Annotated in this window: 17 protein-coding genes; 10 read left to right on the top strand and 7 right to left on the bottom strand. The window is 60.0% G+C overall.

Going from position 1 to position 14375, the window contains the following annotated elements:
• Positions 1-108: 108 nt before the first annotated feature.
• From B0G71_RS37710 to B0G71_RS37700, 3 genes are read right to left on the bottom strand one after another with little or no spacing between them, the layout of a single operon-like run.
• Positions 109-1134: an N-6 DNA methylase gene (locus B0G71_RS37710; RefSeq protein WP_116149982.1), complete on the bottom strand. Its 1026-nt coding sequence runs from the start codon at positions 1132-1134 to the stop codon at positions 109-111.
• Entirely contained in the window at positions 1131-1499 is a 369-nt protein-coding gene (locus B0G71_RS37705) for a hypothetical protein (protein WP_116149410.1), read from the bottom strand. The genes B0G71_RS37710 and B0G71_RS37705 overlap by 4 nt, the downstream gene beginning before the upstream one ends.
• On the bottom strand, positions 1492-1791 hold the full coding sequence (locus tag B0G71_RS37700) for a hypothetical protein (protein ID WP_181916955.1): 300 nt from the start codon (positions 1789-1791) through the stop codon (positions 1492-1494). Before B0G71_RS37700 ends, B0G71_RS37705 begins: the two co-directional genes overlap by 8 nt.
• Before the next feature lie 531 nt (positions 1792-2322).
• On the opposite strand from B0G71_RS37700, the gene B0G71_RS37695 reads away from it, so the two are divergent.
• The 8 genes from B0G71_RS37695 (at position 2323) to B0G71_RS37660 (ending at position 7916) form a co-directional block, all read left to right on the top strand.
• Positions 2323-2847 carry a hypothetical protein gene (locus B0G71_RS37695; RefSeq protein WP_116149408.1) on the top strand — a complete coding sequence of 175 codons (525 nt, stop codon included), beginning with the start codon at positions 2323-2325 and terminating at the stop codon, positions 2845-2847.
• A gap of 197 nt (positions 2848-3044) precedes the next feature.
• Positions 3045-3188, top strand: coding sequence for a hypothetical protein (locus B0G71_RS37690; protein ID WP_258875824.1), 144 nt, complete (start codon positions 3045-3047; stop codon positions 3186-3188).
• A 51-nt stretch (positions 3189-3239) separates the two neighbouring features.
• Positions 3240-3938, top strand: a complete 699-nt coding sequence (locus B0G71_RS37685; RefSeq protein WP_116149404.1) for a hypothetical protein — start codon at positions 3240-3242, stop codon at positions 3936-3938.
• A gap of 7 nt (positions 3939-3945) precedes the next feature.
• Positions 3946-4386: a hypothetical protein gene (locus B0G71_RS37680; RefSeq protein ID WP_116124008.1), complete on the top strand. Its 441-nt coding sequence runs from the start codon at positions 3946-3948 to the stop codon at positions 4384-4386.
• Between the two features lie 69 nt (positions 4387-4455).
• Entirely contained in the window at positions 4456-5676 is a 1221-nt protein-coding gene (locus tag B0G71_RS37675) for a DUF1173 family protein (RefSeq protein ID WP_116149402.1), read from the top strand.
• Positions 5677-5772: 96 nt separating this feature from the next.
• Positions 5773-6225 carry a hypothetical protein gene (locus B0G71_RS37670; protein ID WP_116149401.1) on the top strand — a complete coding sequence of 151 codons (453 nt, stop codon included), beginning with the start codon at positions 5773-5775 and terminating at the stop codon, positions 6223-6225.
• A 12-nt stretch (positions 6226-6237) separates the two neighbouring features.
• Entirely contained in the window at positions 6238-7182 is a 945-nt protein-coding gene (locus B0G71_RS37665; RefSeq protein WP_116149399.1) for a phage Gp37/Gp68 family protein, read from the top strand.
• Between the two features lie 62 nt (positions 7183-7244).
• Positions 7245-7916 carry a Lar family restriction alleviation protein gene (locus tag B0G71_RS37660; RefSeq protein ID WP_116149397.1) on the top strand — a complete coding sequence of 224 codons (672 nt, stop codon included), beginning with the start codon at positions 7245-7247 and terminating at the stop codon, positions 7914-7916.
• A 238-nt stretch (positions 7917-8154) separates the two neighbouring features.
• Here the strand turns inward: B0G71_RS37660 and B0G71_RS37655 are convergent, their stop codons facing one another.
• The 4 genes from B0G71_RS37655 to B0G71_RS37640 form a co-directional block, all read right to left on the bottom strand.
• A complete protein-coding gene (locus B0G71_RS37655) occupies positions 8155-8643 on the bottom strand; it encodes a hypothetical protein (protein ID WP_147308749.1) in 489 nt (162 codons plus the stop codon).
• Positions 8644-8880: 237 nt separating this feature from the next.
• Positions 8881-10197 carry an IS701 family transposase gene (locus B0G71_RS37650; protein WP_116149393.1) on the bottom strand — a complete coding sequence of 439 codons (1317 nt, stop codon included), beginning with the start codon at positions 10195-10197 and terminating at the stop codon, positions 8881-8883.
• Positions 10198-10252: 55 nt separating this feature from the next.
• Positions 10253-10450: a hypothetical protein gene (locus B0G71_RS37645; RefSeq protein WP_116149391.1), complete on the bottom strand. Its 198-nt coding sequence runs from the start codon at positions 10448-10450 to the stop codon at positions 10253-10255.
• Between the two features lie 206 nt (positions 10451-10656).
• Positions 10657-11823 (bottom strand): integrase domain-containing protein, encoded by a 1167-nt coding sequence (locus tag B0G71_RS37640; protein WP_116149389.1) that lies wholly within the window; start codon positions 11821-11823, stop codon positions 10657-10659.
• A 1124-nt stretch (positions 11824-12947) separates the two neighbouring features.
• Here B0G71_RS37640 and B0G71_RS37635 point away from each other — a divergent pair.
• Together B0G71_RS37635 and B0G71_RS37630 are read left to right on the top strand one after the other, a co-directional pair.
• Positions 12948-13964: a PRTRC system protein D gene (locus B0G71_RS37635; protein WP_116149387.1), complete on the top strand. Its 1017-nt coding sequence runs from the start codon at positions 12948-12950 to the stop codon at positions 13962-13964.
• Positions 13961-14329 (top strand): hypothetical protein, encoded by a 369-nt coding sequence (locus tag B0G71_RS37630; protein WP_116149385.1) that lies wholly within the window; start codon positions 13961-13963, stop codon positions 14327-14329. The genes B0G71_RS37635 and B0G71_RS37630 overlap by 4 nt, the downstream gene beginning before the upstream one ends.
• Positions 14330-14375: the final 46 nt, after the last annotated feature.

Raw genomic sequence — 14375 nt, 5'->3', positions numbered from 1 at the left:
GGTATGGCTAAGATAACGTCTTAAGAAGCCGCGTCCAGACCGAAAAGATTGAGAATTCCGCCCCGCTTTCGAAAAAAAAGGCCCACCGTTATCGGGTGGGCCTTGCTCTCAGAAGAGGGTCAACTGGTCGATCGTGTCGAACACGGTGCGCTCTCGCGTACCGCTCGCCAGCGACTGCTCGAAAAGGTCGGCTAGCGACATTCGATCGCCCGCGCTTCGCTCAACCACGGCGGTCACCAGATCGCGTTCCAGCACCGCCACGTCCGAAGTCTCAGCTTCAGCCGCGAAAGTGGCCTCCGCATCAATCTTGTGCGTTCCTGCGGCTTCCGCCACGGGTTGCCGTTCAGGAGCAACAGCCTCGCGAAGCAGATCCGCTTCGAGTCGCCGCCGCAGTTTGAACGTCCAGCCGCCGAGAATGTGTGCCGGCGTGTACCAGGTGCCCCACACTTCCATCGACAGCGCGTTGCCGTGCACGACCGTTGCAGGTACATGCAGTAGCGACAACTGGACGTATGTCATGTGCACGCAGCAGGCATCAATATCAATGCATGTTGCGTGCATCGCTTGCTGATAGTTCGTGCCAGCAGCGAGCAGCGAGTCTGCGGCCGCGATTACCATGCCACCCGCACCACAGGCCGGCTCACTCACCCGGATAAAGCCGCGGCGCGCAACCTCCGCACCGACGTCTCCCATCACCATCATCGACATCATCCGGGACACGCTGTACGGCGTGAAGAACTGCCCCGTCCGATCGTTGCCGAGCCCCAGCATCATGTAGGTTTCGCCGAGGACGTCCGTCAGTCCACCGCTAACAGGCAGGCCGTCGGACGTTTGCTTGCCGAGCACCGCGACGCGTTGTTCAAACGACTCGACAAGCAGACCGAGCATCTGCGGGAACCGGTCAACTTCGTCCCGCTTGTACTTTCCAACGATGTCGAGGTAGCGTTTCTCTCGCGTTTCGAACTGCGCGCGATCGACACTGTTGCTGATCGCGAGCGCGCTCAGTTCCACGAAGTCGGAGAACACCGCGTGAAGACGGTGACCGTGAGAAAACGACTGGATGAGTTTGACGAGTTCCTTTTGCGCGGAATCGGCAGTCAGGTCGTGTTTGCGTTGCGCAGATTTCTTGCTCACAGCGAACACTCCCCCGCGCCGAGTCTCGCGCGCAGAACCGCATACAGCCAGTCGAAGTCGGGGACCTCGCCCAGCGCAAGCGAGCGCTCGATATCGAAGCCGGCTGCCTCGAAGATCGTTGCACGATGGATCACCGGCCGCTTCGCCCCGACCGTAAATTCGTCGCGAGCCTTGAAGATAATGCGCATGGCCAGCGTCTCGTACGTGCGCCGTAGCTCGTCGACCACCTGGGTGGTAGTTGGCACGCGCACGGCGGGGTCGTGACTATCGCTAAAGAGGCGTTTTTCAGTTGCCGCGACTGCACTGTAGTGACGCCATGCAGCAGTCTGGGCGTCGATGAAGGTCTGGATAAAGTGGTTAAACATGCCGGATTCCATAGGTAATCCGGGGCGCATCCCCAACGGGGTGGCCCCGTTGGGTGAGTGAATACTGCTGGCTAGACGCGGTAATGAGCGGCACGCGACGGCGCCGCTCGGCGAAAGGACGGCCCCCGGTGATCGAAACCGGAGCGGCAGCGACCAGATGGCGTAGCGCTGCCGCGCGGAACTGTGGCGAGTAACGCTTTTTCGCGCCAACGATCCGCAGCAGCTGGTCATGAGAAAGACCATGCGTCTGCCAGACCATCAGTCCGAAAGAGAAAAGACGTTGGCGATTCATGCGAGCTCCTACGATTGGACGGGAGCACGCCCGCAACGGGTGTGGAGCCCGTCGGGGTAAATGAAGACCGCCGGCTTGTCGCAGGCGGGTGGTCGATGCGTCAGGGACGCGAGAGATGCAACGATGGTATCGGGTCGAGCCTGTCATGCACGCTCGAATGAGCACGACTTTGGCGTGTCTTTCGCCCGCAATCGCGCACGAATCAGAGCGAAGATATCCACAGATTCGTTTGATAACTCTGTGGATTACCTGGCCCTACGACCCCTTCTAGCCCCGCCCATAGGGCGATGCGAACAGTCCACCTCTAACGCGTGCAGGAGCGACGCCCCCGTGAGCCGGCTCACGGTCTTAACCGCAAAAGCTCCAGAAAACCATATAGCTTTCAGCCCGGGACGGAAACCGGAAAGCGGTGGCGATGCACCGCAAAGACGCGTGGATCTCTGTCCCTATCGGGCGCTTGACTTCCCTGAGATCGATACAGAATCGGTGTGGGCGCGATTGCCCTGATGCTTACTTATAGGAAAACCACAAATGCTCAAGACCCTCCTCGCCTGTTCGATGACTGCTTCTCTCTTTTCTGGCGCGAGCGCCGCCCTCGCTGCCGACGGAGCGCCGACCTCCTACACGCTCGAGTACCGGCTGGCTGGCCCGACCGGCGAGGTGGTGGAAACGGGACGTACAACGCTTTCGCGACGCAATCCCGTCCAGATGATGACAAGCTATGTGCGTGTGAGTTACGTCGCGTCCTGCCGCCCGGACTCGGGCCTCGTCAGTAACGAGCCAAAGTGCGACGTCGACACGGTCGATATCGGCAATACGCTACAGCTTGCTCTCGACGATGCAACTCCCGAGACGGTGTCGCTGACCGCATGGGTGAATCGCGAGACGTTAGACGGCATGCAGACGATCCAGCACGACGGCTTCGCTACACAGCGCCCACTTTCGCACGGCTGGAGCGACAGCAAGACGGTAAAGGTCACGGCCGGCGACTCCATAACCATTGCTCTGCGGGACCAGTACAAGCTGACGCTGCATCCGCTGCGCGCTACGGAATGAGAGTCGGAGTATGCGGCAGGCTTCCGCGACCGGTTCCGGAAAGCGACGGCAAACGTGGAGTCTTTTGCTTTCCGCCGCCTGCGCCTGCGGCAGCAGAATGACTTACACCAGCGCGCGCGGACATGAATCCCGAGCCCAACCCAATGCCGCAAACCTCATCCCAGCCGAAGGTGGTCACGCCACTATGGAGGCGACGCGTGCGCTACCCCGCTGGGAACGCGCGGCTCCGCGAAGGCTTCGTCACTCGCCATGACCGGATCTCCGGGACGGTAATCGTGCTGGACGACTTCAACGGCTCGTTCTGGCGAGGGCCGGACACCGACGTTGAAGTCATCGTGTGAGCGCGCGGTCCTTTCCTCACAGCCAATCAGACACAGACCACTGGATACCCTATGGCAAACGCTAACTACCCTGTGAACTCAGCCGGCAGCGCGGCATTCGTCGCAACCGTTTCAGCATTGGTTTTTGCATTTCTTGTCCCGACCTGCAGCGCTGACGGAGTCATTCAACCCGCGGTTGTTGCCGTCCTGGCCGGCATCTTCGCTGAGATGTCCCGGCGCCACGCGGTTCGCAAGCTCGTCGCGAGCCTGAACGCGACAGACCCCGATGCGCTTCTTGCTGTTTATATCAACGGTGCGCAGGTCGGCTCGATCGCGTCGATCGACGTCATTTCGCTGAAGCTTGACTCACTTCGTGATCCTCGAAACTACGCGGCCCAGTTCGCGAACATCATTGGATTCGCAGGTCGCGGCACGCTTGCCGCACTCATATTGGTGCCGCTGATGCTTTTCTGGATCTGCGTGGTCTCAGCGTGGATTTCCCCTGCTACCTTCCAGACTACGATGTCCATGATCGCCCGTCTGCAGCCGGCAGATCTCGCGCGTGCTGCGACCCAGATTCTGGTTGTAACGCAGATAGTATTCATGTTCGTCATCGCAACCAGCTTCAGCTTCGGCGTTGACCTTGGGCTTGCGAACGTCTTTCGCAGCGCTGTTCACCGTCGCATTCGACTCAAGATCAATTGCGCCAGCGAAGGCAAGCTGTATTTCAGTCCTGCGACCCGCACGGTCGGCCGTGTCCAGCCAGCGTGAGGCGTCCATGTTCGTTGAATTCGTCATCGTGCCGATCGTCGGTTGTCTCCTACTTCTGACGGCCGCGTGGCGCGCTCTGAGCGCTCTGGCATCTGCCCTGCACTGGTCATCGTGGGCGCCCACCGCTGTTATCGCGGTTGTGATCGCGGGTGTCGCAGGAACACTGCTAGGGCTCGGGCGACTGCACTCGCTTCGAGAAGAGATTCGCATGCGTCGTGAACACAGGGAACAAGTCGCAATGGAGCAGCGTTACCCCGGCTGCCACGTGCTCCGACTGTCGAACGGTAACTGGTTTCTGACGGACAGATCTACGGGCCGCGAGTACCAGCCAACCGAGGAAGCGCACCACTCGTTCACATTGGGCAGAACGCGCGACGGCTCGAGCAGATGGCTGCAGCAAATCTCCGAAGATCTGCGCGCCTCCGGGAAAAGCCGTTCGAGCCGGTGACTTAGCCCTGTCCCATATCCCATTCAAAGCCATGGCCGCCGTTGCGGCCATTTTCTATGGCGGTCCATTATGTTCAACGTGAGTTTCGACGGCGGCACATTCCCGCTGACCGACGTCCAGGAAAACCCTGCCCGGTACGTGAGACGCCTTGAGCGCGCAAAGGTCACACCCGGCTATGCCACCTGTGAGTGCGCGACCCAATCCCCGCCTCTCCAGCTCGTGATTCGCCGTTACGGCTCTCTGCTCCATCTGGCCGGGTGGCCGGACGACGGTCACCGGCATAAGCGAGGCTGCGCATTTTTTAAGGACCCCGACGTCACAAAGCCTGTGAGCGGCTCTGACGCGAAGGCAGCAATACTCGCGACGCCCGCCGGGCTGAATGTCAAACTCGACGCCTCGCTTATTCTGCGGGAAGCGACTACCGGGTCACGCGGCTCGCCGGCGACGCCGTCTAACCGCACGACCCGCCGCTCGGCCAGCCTTCTCGCATTCCTGCAGACGCTATGGGCCGAATCTGGCCTCAACCAGTGGACAGGCACGACGACATCCCGTCATTGGGGGCAATGCAATGCGCAGCTCCTCGCCGAGATCGGCACCGCGCTCATCAATGGCGCCAACGCTCAGGACGTTTTGCACATCATGCGCAGGTTTGACGAAGCCGATCGTGCGGCAATCAACGCTGAATTCGACGCCTTTATTAGTCGCCTCGACGTCAACAACGGGAGGACTAAGCGAGGACTGGTCATCGGCGAGATCAACGAAGTTTCGCCCACTCAGTATGGGCATGCATTGAGCCTGAGGCAAAGCGCACGGAAGTACTACGCCAGCACAGCCCTCGTCGATCACGCGGCGCGGACGTATCCGCACGCGTGGCGTGCGCTGGGCGATCGTACCGCGCGCGTCATTGCCCTTCTTCTCGTTGAACGCACCCCGAAGGGACACCTGAAGCTCGTCGACCTCGCGGCCATGCTTTGCTCCCGAGCTTACCTTCCATGCGACTCCATGCCCGAGGTTGCTATGGCCAATCGGCTGGTCGCGGAGGGCCGTGATTTTCAGAAACCGGTTCGTCTGAACGACGGCGACGACATGCTGCCGGACTTCGTGTTGCGTGACACGCCCACCGACACTCATGTCGAGGTCTACGGGATGAACGGTGTCGAGCATTACGAAGCTCGCAAGGAACAGAAGCGTGCTCTGCGATCGGCACGACAGATCCCGGTCGTCGAATGGAATGTTGATCGCGAGGTGCTCGATGCCGTCCGGCTCCCGCCGGCAATCAAACACCGGTAGCGGCTACCGCGTGCCCCGCTCACTTGACTTCCCAATGAAGCGAGCACACTCACTTCATACCCGCCACTGTGCGGGCGACATAACATCGGAGTTCGTATGCAAGGCAAGTCGTTCTTTCTGGACCGCGCGACGTCGCGCTCCCTGGACTGGGTCGGGCGATTTCCGGCGCTCGGCTGCGCATCGCATGATCCGCAATCCATTTCCAGCGGTCGACAGGTGGTCGTGGCCTCTCTGCATGAGGATGGCGTACGCTGCGTCTTCTTCAGCGCCGTCGGATCGGTGCTCGATTTCACAGCCACGTGGGGCGAACTTGAGCGGGCGAAGACGTGGTGGTATTTCGTCCAGCGTTGGTATTTCTGGATTGTTCCTGACGACCGGACGCTTGCCAGGATAAACGTCACCGCGGGCGCGCTGGACCATATGATCGCTCCCTCCCTTCACGACGCTGCGAACGACGAGGCGCATCTAAGATGGCTTGATGGTCTCGAAGCACGCGCCCGGCGCTGCGGCACCCTCGCAGCTTCACGTCTGGAATTCGAAACGGCCTGAGGATAACCGGACATGGGCACAAGCACCGCGATTGAATGGACGGACAGCACGTGGAGTCCGTGGGAGGGCTGCCAGAAGGTAGGCCCGGGCTGCGATCATTGCTACGCGGAGGCGATGAACCGATGGCTGCGTAGCGGAAGCAACTGGGGCCCCGGCGCACCGCGACGGACCTACAGCGAGACGCACTGGAAAGAGCCACTGCGATGGAACGCCGATGCCGCTAGAGCCGGCCGTTGCAGGAAGGTTTTCCCGAGCGTATGCGACCCGTTTGATAATGCCGCACCGGAAGGAGAACGGAAACGTTTCGCCGAACTCATCCGGAGCACCCCCCATCTCATATGGCTACTGCTTACCAAACGTATCGGCAACGCAGGGCCTATGTTGAAAGCGATGTTTCCCGATGGGACGCCTGAGAACGTGTGGCTCGGCGCGACAATTGTCAACCAGGACGAAGCAGATCGCGACATTCCCAAACTCATTGACGCCCCTGCCAGCATCCGGTTTCTCTCGATGGAGCCGTTGCTCGGAGAAGTAAGCCTCTACGACTGGATCGGTCCGTGGGGTAAGCCGGGGCAGTTGCAGGCGCCACCGATGATCGACGGCGTTTTCGTTGGCGGAGAAAGTGGCCGCGGAGCGCGCCCAATGCATCCGTCCTGGGCGCGCTCCCTGCGCGACCAGTGCGACGACGCCGGCGTAGCTTTCCACTTCAAACAGTGGGGCGAGTGGGCACCAGGAAACAGTTGCGCTGGCAACGACCTCATCGATCGAGACCGGCGCAATATCGCCAGCGGATTCTTCGAATACGACGGTCGCTGGCACTTACTGGGGCCGAACACATTTCGTCAGACGATGGACAGGATCGGCAAAAAGGCCGCCGGTCGTCATCTCGATGGCCGTCTGCACGACGATTTCCCTCAAAGTAACCCTATCGCAAGGAAAGGTCCTTTCCAAATGTAAATTCGGCTTCTCGCGCGCGCGGTGTACGACGATAATTCAAACCAAACACCGACGCCCCCAAAATGTACGAACAGCTCTATCCCTGCGACCACTGCGGTGGCCGCGGCACGGTTGGATTCTCCCAACGTGTCGTCGCTGAGATCGGCCAGCCCGGCTTCGACTATGGAAAGTTTGGCCGCGAGGCCGGGCCGCCAAAAATCGGAGACGTCACACCGCGGCCCCCATTCGCCCCCCAAACCGAGAAGCTCGCGTGCGTTCACTGCGCCGATTGCGGTATGTCGACGCCCTGGATACCGATAGGCTCGGACGAAGCAGCTGCTCTAAACGAGGCAGCGCGGATCTGGAACAGGCGCCTCGCGCGACCGAAAGTCACGGAAGGCGACCTGCGCGATCTGATTGAGAAGGAACTGGGTGCGTGCGACATGCAGATGGTCATCGACATGCTTGCCCGCAACGCTGACGACTGGGAAACGCGCGGCCCCATCTTTTCCACGCTCGCGCAACGGCTGGTCGACGCCAGCGTTTCAACGATCGAGAGCTGGCCGATAGACCCGGTCCTGCAGGACGCCGCCCGATACCGAAAGCTTGTCCAGCTTGCGAAATGGGTAGATATCGACGGCCAGCGCTACGTCCAGTTCCCGAAGATCCCAACGCCACCGGAACACGACGATTGCCTGTTTGAAGACCGGATCGCACTTGCGGTTGACGGAATGCCGGACCGCGACCGCTGGTAGCGCATATACCCAGATGCCGCGGCTCTGGTCAAGGGCGATTCTTTGAAGGCGAGCCATAAAAAAAGCCAACGCCAGTAACAGGCGTTGGCCCAAGACCTTTAAACACACACCGGGCAGGGATCAGCTGCCTGGTGCCCCGGATTACGGCAACTCGGCGCCGGTTCTTTAGCATCCTCGGTATCGATGTTGGGCTCGAAGGAACGCGCGACCAAGGTTATCGGCGCGCGGCGCCCATCTTTTATTGGTTAGGACTCTGCGCTGGTGCTGATGCTGGTGCTGTGTCCAGCGTCCGCAGCTCCACGTCTGCAAGCGGGATCTGGATTGTCTTGCCCATGTCGTAAAGCGCAACGCGATCGGGCGATTGTGCGACGACAAATCCCCGCGCAATCTCTTTCCCGTTACTGATCGCTTGATAGCACGTCATCCTGGAGTGCTCACAACCCTTGTCAAATTCCCGGATGTCATTCTTCGCGACGTCCTCACCAACCGCCTGACCTATCGCCGAGGGGATCGATATCAGCGGAGGAACAAACAGGCAAAACCAAAAGGCGCTAACGAGAAAAAATAGGATGACCATCACCATCCCAATGTATTTGCGTAGGCGCGGGCGGCCTGTCAGTAGTGCGCGCGCTCCCTTTACACGGACTTTGCTACTGGCGAGAAACGGCGATATCACCGCGAACGCAACAGGCAATGCCGCAAAGTAGATCAAAAACACGACGGTCATAACGAGTAGCTTCGTCACATGTCCGCCAAGCCAGTTCTGAAAGAGGATAGTCGCGTGCAGCCCACCCCAGACGGCCAGCACGAAATGTGTTGGGTGATCCGCCGGAAAAGCGCCGTTGAAGACTGCGAATTTTCCTAGTCTTACTGTGTCACATAATCAGTTGCGCAGTCCATTGCCGGCCAATGCCATCGTTGCATTAGCCGTAGTCCAAGCAGGATACGCAACGTGGTAATGGAATCAGGAACGTGGCGTTGAGCGCGCTGGACTGCCCCTGGGGAAGTAATCCGAGGGAAGGGCAGGCAGCGCCCGTTCAAGGAAGTTTTTTTTATCGCGTCCATCTGATTGCATTCGGAGTCGCTGAGCCATCAGAAATCCATATGCAGCGATACTCAGTGTGGCGTGGTGGTGAAAGCCACGCCAGCCTCGCCCTTCATAGTGACCGAGCCCGAACTCCTGTTTCAGGTCTTGATAGTCGCGCTCGATGCGCCAGCGCATCTTGGTTACGAACACGAGTTGCTTAAGTGTCGCCTCCTCGGGGGCGGTAGCGAGAAAGTATTTGAGCGGCTCCGTATCGCCATCAGGCCATTCGATGAGCAGCCACTCTTCATCGCGAACGGTACTTCGCCAATAGTCGCGATGTGCAGGACGAACCCGGACGGCGGCAAAGCGGGAGGAAAGTGCCGCGTTGCTGCCTTCCCGCCAGGTGACGGTCTGCCACGCGTTCACGGGTAATTGCATGGCCAGTTCCTTTACCGCGATCGGTTCGTGGCCGGGCCCTCGGCGCAACAATGTCGGTGGCTTGCCACGCCCGCTCCGGGGCTTGGGTGGAAGTGGCGCCGTACCCGGCGCCCACACAGAGGTGCCCGGCCGGACGCCTACCGCGTACAACAAACCCAGTTCGGTCATGCCCTCGCGGAATGCGGTTTCGTCGCCGTACCCAGCATCGGCCAGCACGATGCCCGGGGCAACGCCGGATGCTATAGCCTCGCGAAGTTGGGCCAACGCAATCTGCGGCTTGGTCACGAAGGCCAGATCGTCCGGAATGCCCGCAAGACGGGCGCGTTCCCGGTCTTCAATCCATTCCTTGGGGACATACAGCTGCCAGGCAATCGGCAGGCTGCCGCGTTGCGTCGCAATCGACAGGCTCACGGCGATCTGACAGTTGTCCTGTTTGCCAAGTTGCCCGCAGTACTGACGCGCCACCCCGACCGAATGACGCCCCTTCTTTGGAAAACCGGTGTCGTCAATAATCCAGTAGTAACCAGCTTCTTTAGCAGCGTGCGCGTCCAGCGCGGGCGTCACCCATTCGCGTACCCGCTGCAGGACCGCCCGGTCAGACCATTCTGCCTTGGCCACAAAATGGTGGAGTGACTGGTGCTTCGCACTCGCGTGAAGCGGATCAATGTGCGCGGCCATCGGCTCGACGCTTTTGCGTGACAACGGCATTACCAGGCCCGAACAGTAACCCCTGAGGCCAGCATTGCGATCGGCGTGCCCTAACGCTTGCGCCAGATGATTCAGATACGCGTCAAATTCGTCGACATCTTCTCTCATCGCGATCGCCTGCAGTCTGTATTATTCAATACTACCAGGTATCGCTTCGCTGCAATTAGATTTTATGACACAGTAAGACTAGATAGGCGTTGTAATAGGCGTCGCCGAGTGAATAGGCGATGCCCGCCGCTACCAGCCCGAACACTGACGCGATAACTGCCCAAGGCCAATCGCATACTTTCTCGAAAATCGAATCGCGAGGCGGCTTGCCGTCAGTCGTCGTTATAACGAGGTCATCTTTGGGGGACTTCATCGACACTCCTGAGTGAGAGACGTTCGTTAAAGAGGCGGACAGTGGCTGCCAGCCCCATCCACAGCAGAAAAAAAAGCCGGCTGCAGGAGCCGGCTTTGAAAGTGGTTCTGGCGTTCCCGAGGGCCCGCAACCAGAACCAGAGAGACGTTTTATTGTGCCTCCTCCCCCGTCACGCGCAGGGAGTGTATGAAGCGCTCTTTCTGGTGTCATTCTTCGCGTCGCGCATCGGCCCCTGCGAGGGCATAATGCGCCCCCAGAATCCGGTACAGCGCTTGCCTGGAAATGCCCAAAGCGGCCGCCGCATGGCTCTTGTTTCCATCGGCACTCGCCAGCGCCGAGCGCACCTCGTCCACCGAGGGTAGCTTTCTCTGCAGCCGGTCCTGCCTCGCGAAAGTGGACAGGTATGCGTTTGCTTTGGTCACCCGGCTATGCCCCGCCGCTTCCACGACCCGCCGCATCGCCTCTTGATGCAGCTTCGGATCGGGCCGCCCATCCACTCCCTTGATGGCCGCCGGCACGCCAGTGGTCTCTGTATAGAGCGTCTGCAGATACTCATGCCGAAGGCCGTGACTCGTAATGCCCATCCCACGCCTGGTGATGCCATGCTTCTCGAGAACGTAGTAATACCAGTCACGCCATTGGCGTAGGGTTCGGTCGGCCGGCACTGTCGATCCAGTCAACCCGTTACTGAGCGTCGCCGCCTCTTCCAGTATTCCGATTTTCGTCTCTATCGGGACCTCGCGTGGCCGGCCACCCTTCGTGCCACGCGTCACGGCAAGCAACCGTGGATTGCGCGCGGCCTCAGCTGGACGGAGCATGAAACTCTCCTCGATGCGCAAGCCGAATGCGGCCTGCAACTTGAGCTGGACAGCCGTATGTGGGCACGTTCGCGCAATCTGCTCGATCTTCGCCGCAGCGTCGATGCCATGTGCTATCCATGACTTGTCCTCCGTCGCCACATAACTTCGCTTGAGACCGAGAGCATCGCGGTCCGCATAGTCGTCAAGCGAGCCGACCAGATTCGTCTTGCCCATCCATTGCGCTAGCGCGCGAAGATAGGTCAGCTTGTTTTCAATGGTGCCGCCAGTCTGTCCGGCCGCGACCCACGAACTGACCAGAAACGCCACATGCTTGTGTTTCAGAGACCACGGCGTCCGCAGGAAAAAGCCGCCGTCCAGTAGTTCTCTAAAAGCCTTGCACAGTTTGGCCACCCGATATTCCTGCGTCTTGATCGACAACGCACGGCCGCTTATCCGCGTGGTGCTATGAACGCGCGCCACATTCTCGTCAAAAAGCTTGAGCAACGCATCCCGGAGTTCGGGACCAAAACCATAGCTATTGACGATTGCCCTTACGTTGAGAATTGCCGCCATCCGAAATCCTTTGCAACGCTGCCGCGCTGCTTTCGAGACATTATCCGACCCTACGGTCGCAGCATCCCTACCTGATGCTGTCACCCGACCGCACGGGTTTGCCCTTCGTTGCCCGCCTCTCTCAGCGGCTGCGCCGTATCCCCGGCGCGGGGCCCTGCCTTCCAATCCTTTAGCGATTCCATCCGATCGACCAGACACATGGGAAGAGCATGCGTCCGACCGTCCAACCTGCTGCCTGCCAGCATGAATAGCGCTTCGCGCAATCCACCTCCGACGTTTCGCGCGTCGCCTCGCGGCGCTTGCGCTTTGCGGATCGCTCCGCGGTGTGCAGCTTCGTGGCTACCCTGCCAGCACTACCGTTTTTCGGTTACGTGCTCCTGCCGGGCAAATCCCGTTACGCGTTCTTGTACGGCCGCGGTACGCCGTTTCTTCTTCCGTCAGGGAATCGCGGAGATCCGGTCTTTCCGGTCCGCAAGGCTTCCCCCGCCCCCAAGTCACTCATCTCCACCGCGGTGTATCGGGTTTCGTGAGAGCACCCAGCCGTAGCTGTAAGGGCGTGTTCAGACGCCGCTGAGGCGTGGAAAGTGTCCGGTGTCCGGTCTCTCCACATGTCCTCAACGCGTCACAACGCGGCCAACCGCCGCCAATCGTATGGATATCGCAGTGTCCGGGGGTCCTCAACGTGGACCACTATGGACTTGATCTGACTCAGAAAAAGGCCGCATCAGTGTGCGGCCCGGTCAGCTTGGTGTTCTATGGCCCGTTGCGGGCCTGGGTGTATGGACGAGCGAGTGCCTCGCACTCTTTTTCGATGCGTCAGAGACGCGGTAGGCGTGCCTAGCATAGACCCGGATTGGCGCCACTTTCCCGTCAAAAGCTGGGCGGAACCGGTCGGCTTTCGCCGACTTGACTTCGCCAGCCTCTGGATAGACTGGAAACCAGGCAGAACTGATAGAAAAGTGTCAGTTCTATCGATAGTCCCGGCGCATCGCTACGAACTGACACTTAAGTATCAGTTATCTGATAGATCGCCGGCCCCTCGCGCCGAAGGCGAGTCCACTGGCACTTATCTGTCAGCTAACTATCACTTCGACGCGTGGACCACCTCAGTGAATGGAGTCATCTTGAAAACTTCCGTCTTCGCAATCGACGTTGGCTACGGCAATACCAAATACGCTCACCGTGCTGCAAGCGGCACCATCGCTACGGGTATGTTTCCCTCACTCGCGCCGCTCGCCGCAAGCCACGCGCTTTCGGGTTATGGCGATAGCGTGCTCACGACGCGCAAGGTTGCTACGATCGTGATCGATCAGATCGAATACGAGGTCGGCCCCGACGTATCGCTCACAGCCGCCTATGGCAACACCGGCCGCGCGCTTTCGAACGATTTCGTGGCTTCAAATAACTACGAGGCCCTGCTTTTTGGCGCGATCCATTTCGCGGGCGTAACTCATGTCGAACGGCTGCTGCTCGGGTTGCCTGTTCACACTATGAGTAAATATTCAGGCGCGTTGCGCGACCAGTTCACCGGGACCTTCGATTACGGCCCCGGTCGGGTGACGATCGAAAAGGTCGTGGTAATTCCGCAGCCGCTGGGCTCTCTCGTAGCGGCATCGGCGAACCGTCAAAGCGAGTTCGGCCGCGACAATGCGCACCTGGTCATCGACGTTGGATATTTCACGACGGACTGGGTCTACGCCAACGGCTTCACTATGGATGACAAGCGCAGCAACGGTATGCCAGGCGGCGCATCGCAAGTCTACCAACGCATCGCGGAGCTCATCGGCAAGGATCAGGGCGAAAAGGTGGAGGACGTCGAACTTATCGACAAGGCACTGCGCGAGAAAAAGCCGTTTTTCTTTTACGGCCAGCCCATCAATCTCGACCCATATCTTGAAAAGTCTCAGCCCGTCATCACCGGTGTGGTCGAAGAAATCAAGAACAACGTCGGCCCGTTGACCAGTGCGCGTTCGATCGTGCTGTCAGGCGGGGGCGCCCCGCTGTACGCGTCCGCGATACGAAAGGGTTTCCCGCGTGTGGCAATCGAGGTCATCGAGGCGCCGTGCACCGCCAACGCGAAGGGCTTCCTCATTGTTGGCGAAGCAGGCCTCGCCCGCGAGCGCGCAGCCGCAAAAGCATGAACGGCAAGTTCGACATGAAGCTGGTCATCGACGCGGTAACCACCCCGCTTCTGCATGCCCGGCTGAGCGAGGCATCGTCGTATCGGGAGCGAGCGGCGATCCTGAGGTCTCTGGCGGAAGCCGCCTTGCGGGAAAGCGCCGCTTCGATGGGCAAGTCTACCTATCGGGTAGCTCCGTCAGCCGCGGTGCCGTCCTGGGACGGGACTCCAGCGGAGCCGCAACGTCAACGGGACACGCGGCCCAGCGTTGCGACAGGCACAGCTTTGAGCTCAGAGCCCGTGCCCCCGTTCGTGCCCAACGAAAGTGGCGAAGCTCAGGCTTACGACGTCCAGGGAATCGGCGAGGCGTTCGGTGCATTCGGCTGAGCGCGCCTTGACTTCTCTCCCGGAATGCGAAGATAGGTCATGACAT

This window comes from Paraburkholderia sp. BL27I4N3 (assembly GCF_003386115.1).
GTDB lineage: Bacteria > Pseudomonadota > Gammaproteobacteria > Burkholderiales > Burkholderiaceae > Paraburkholderia.
Note: the sequence above shows the minus strand (reverse complement) of the source record. Positions and strands in the feature narration are given on the sequence as shown.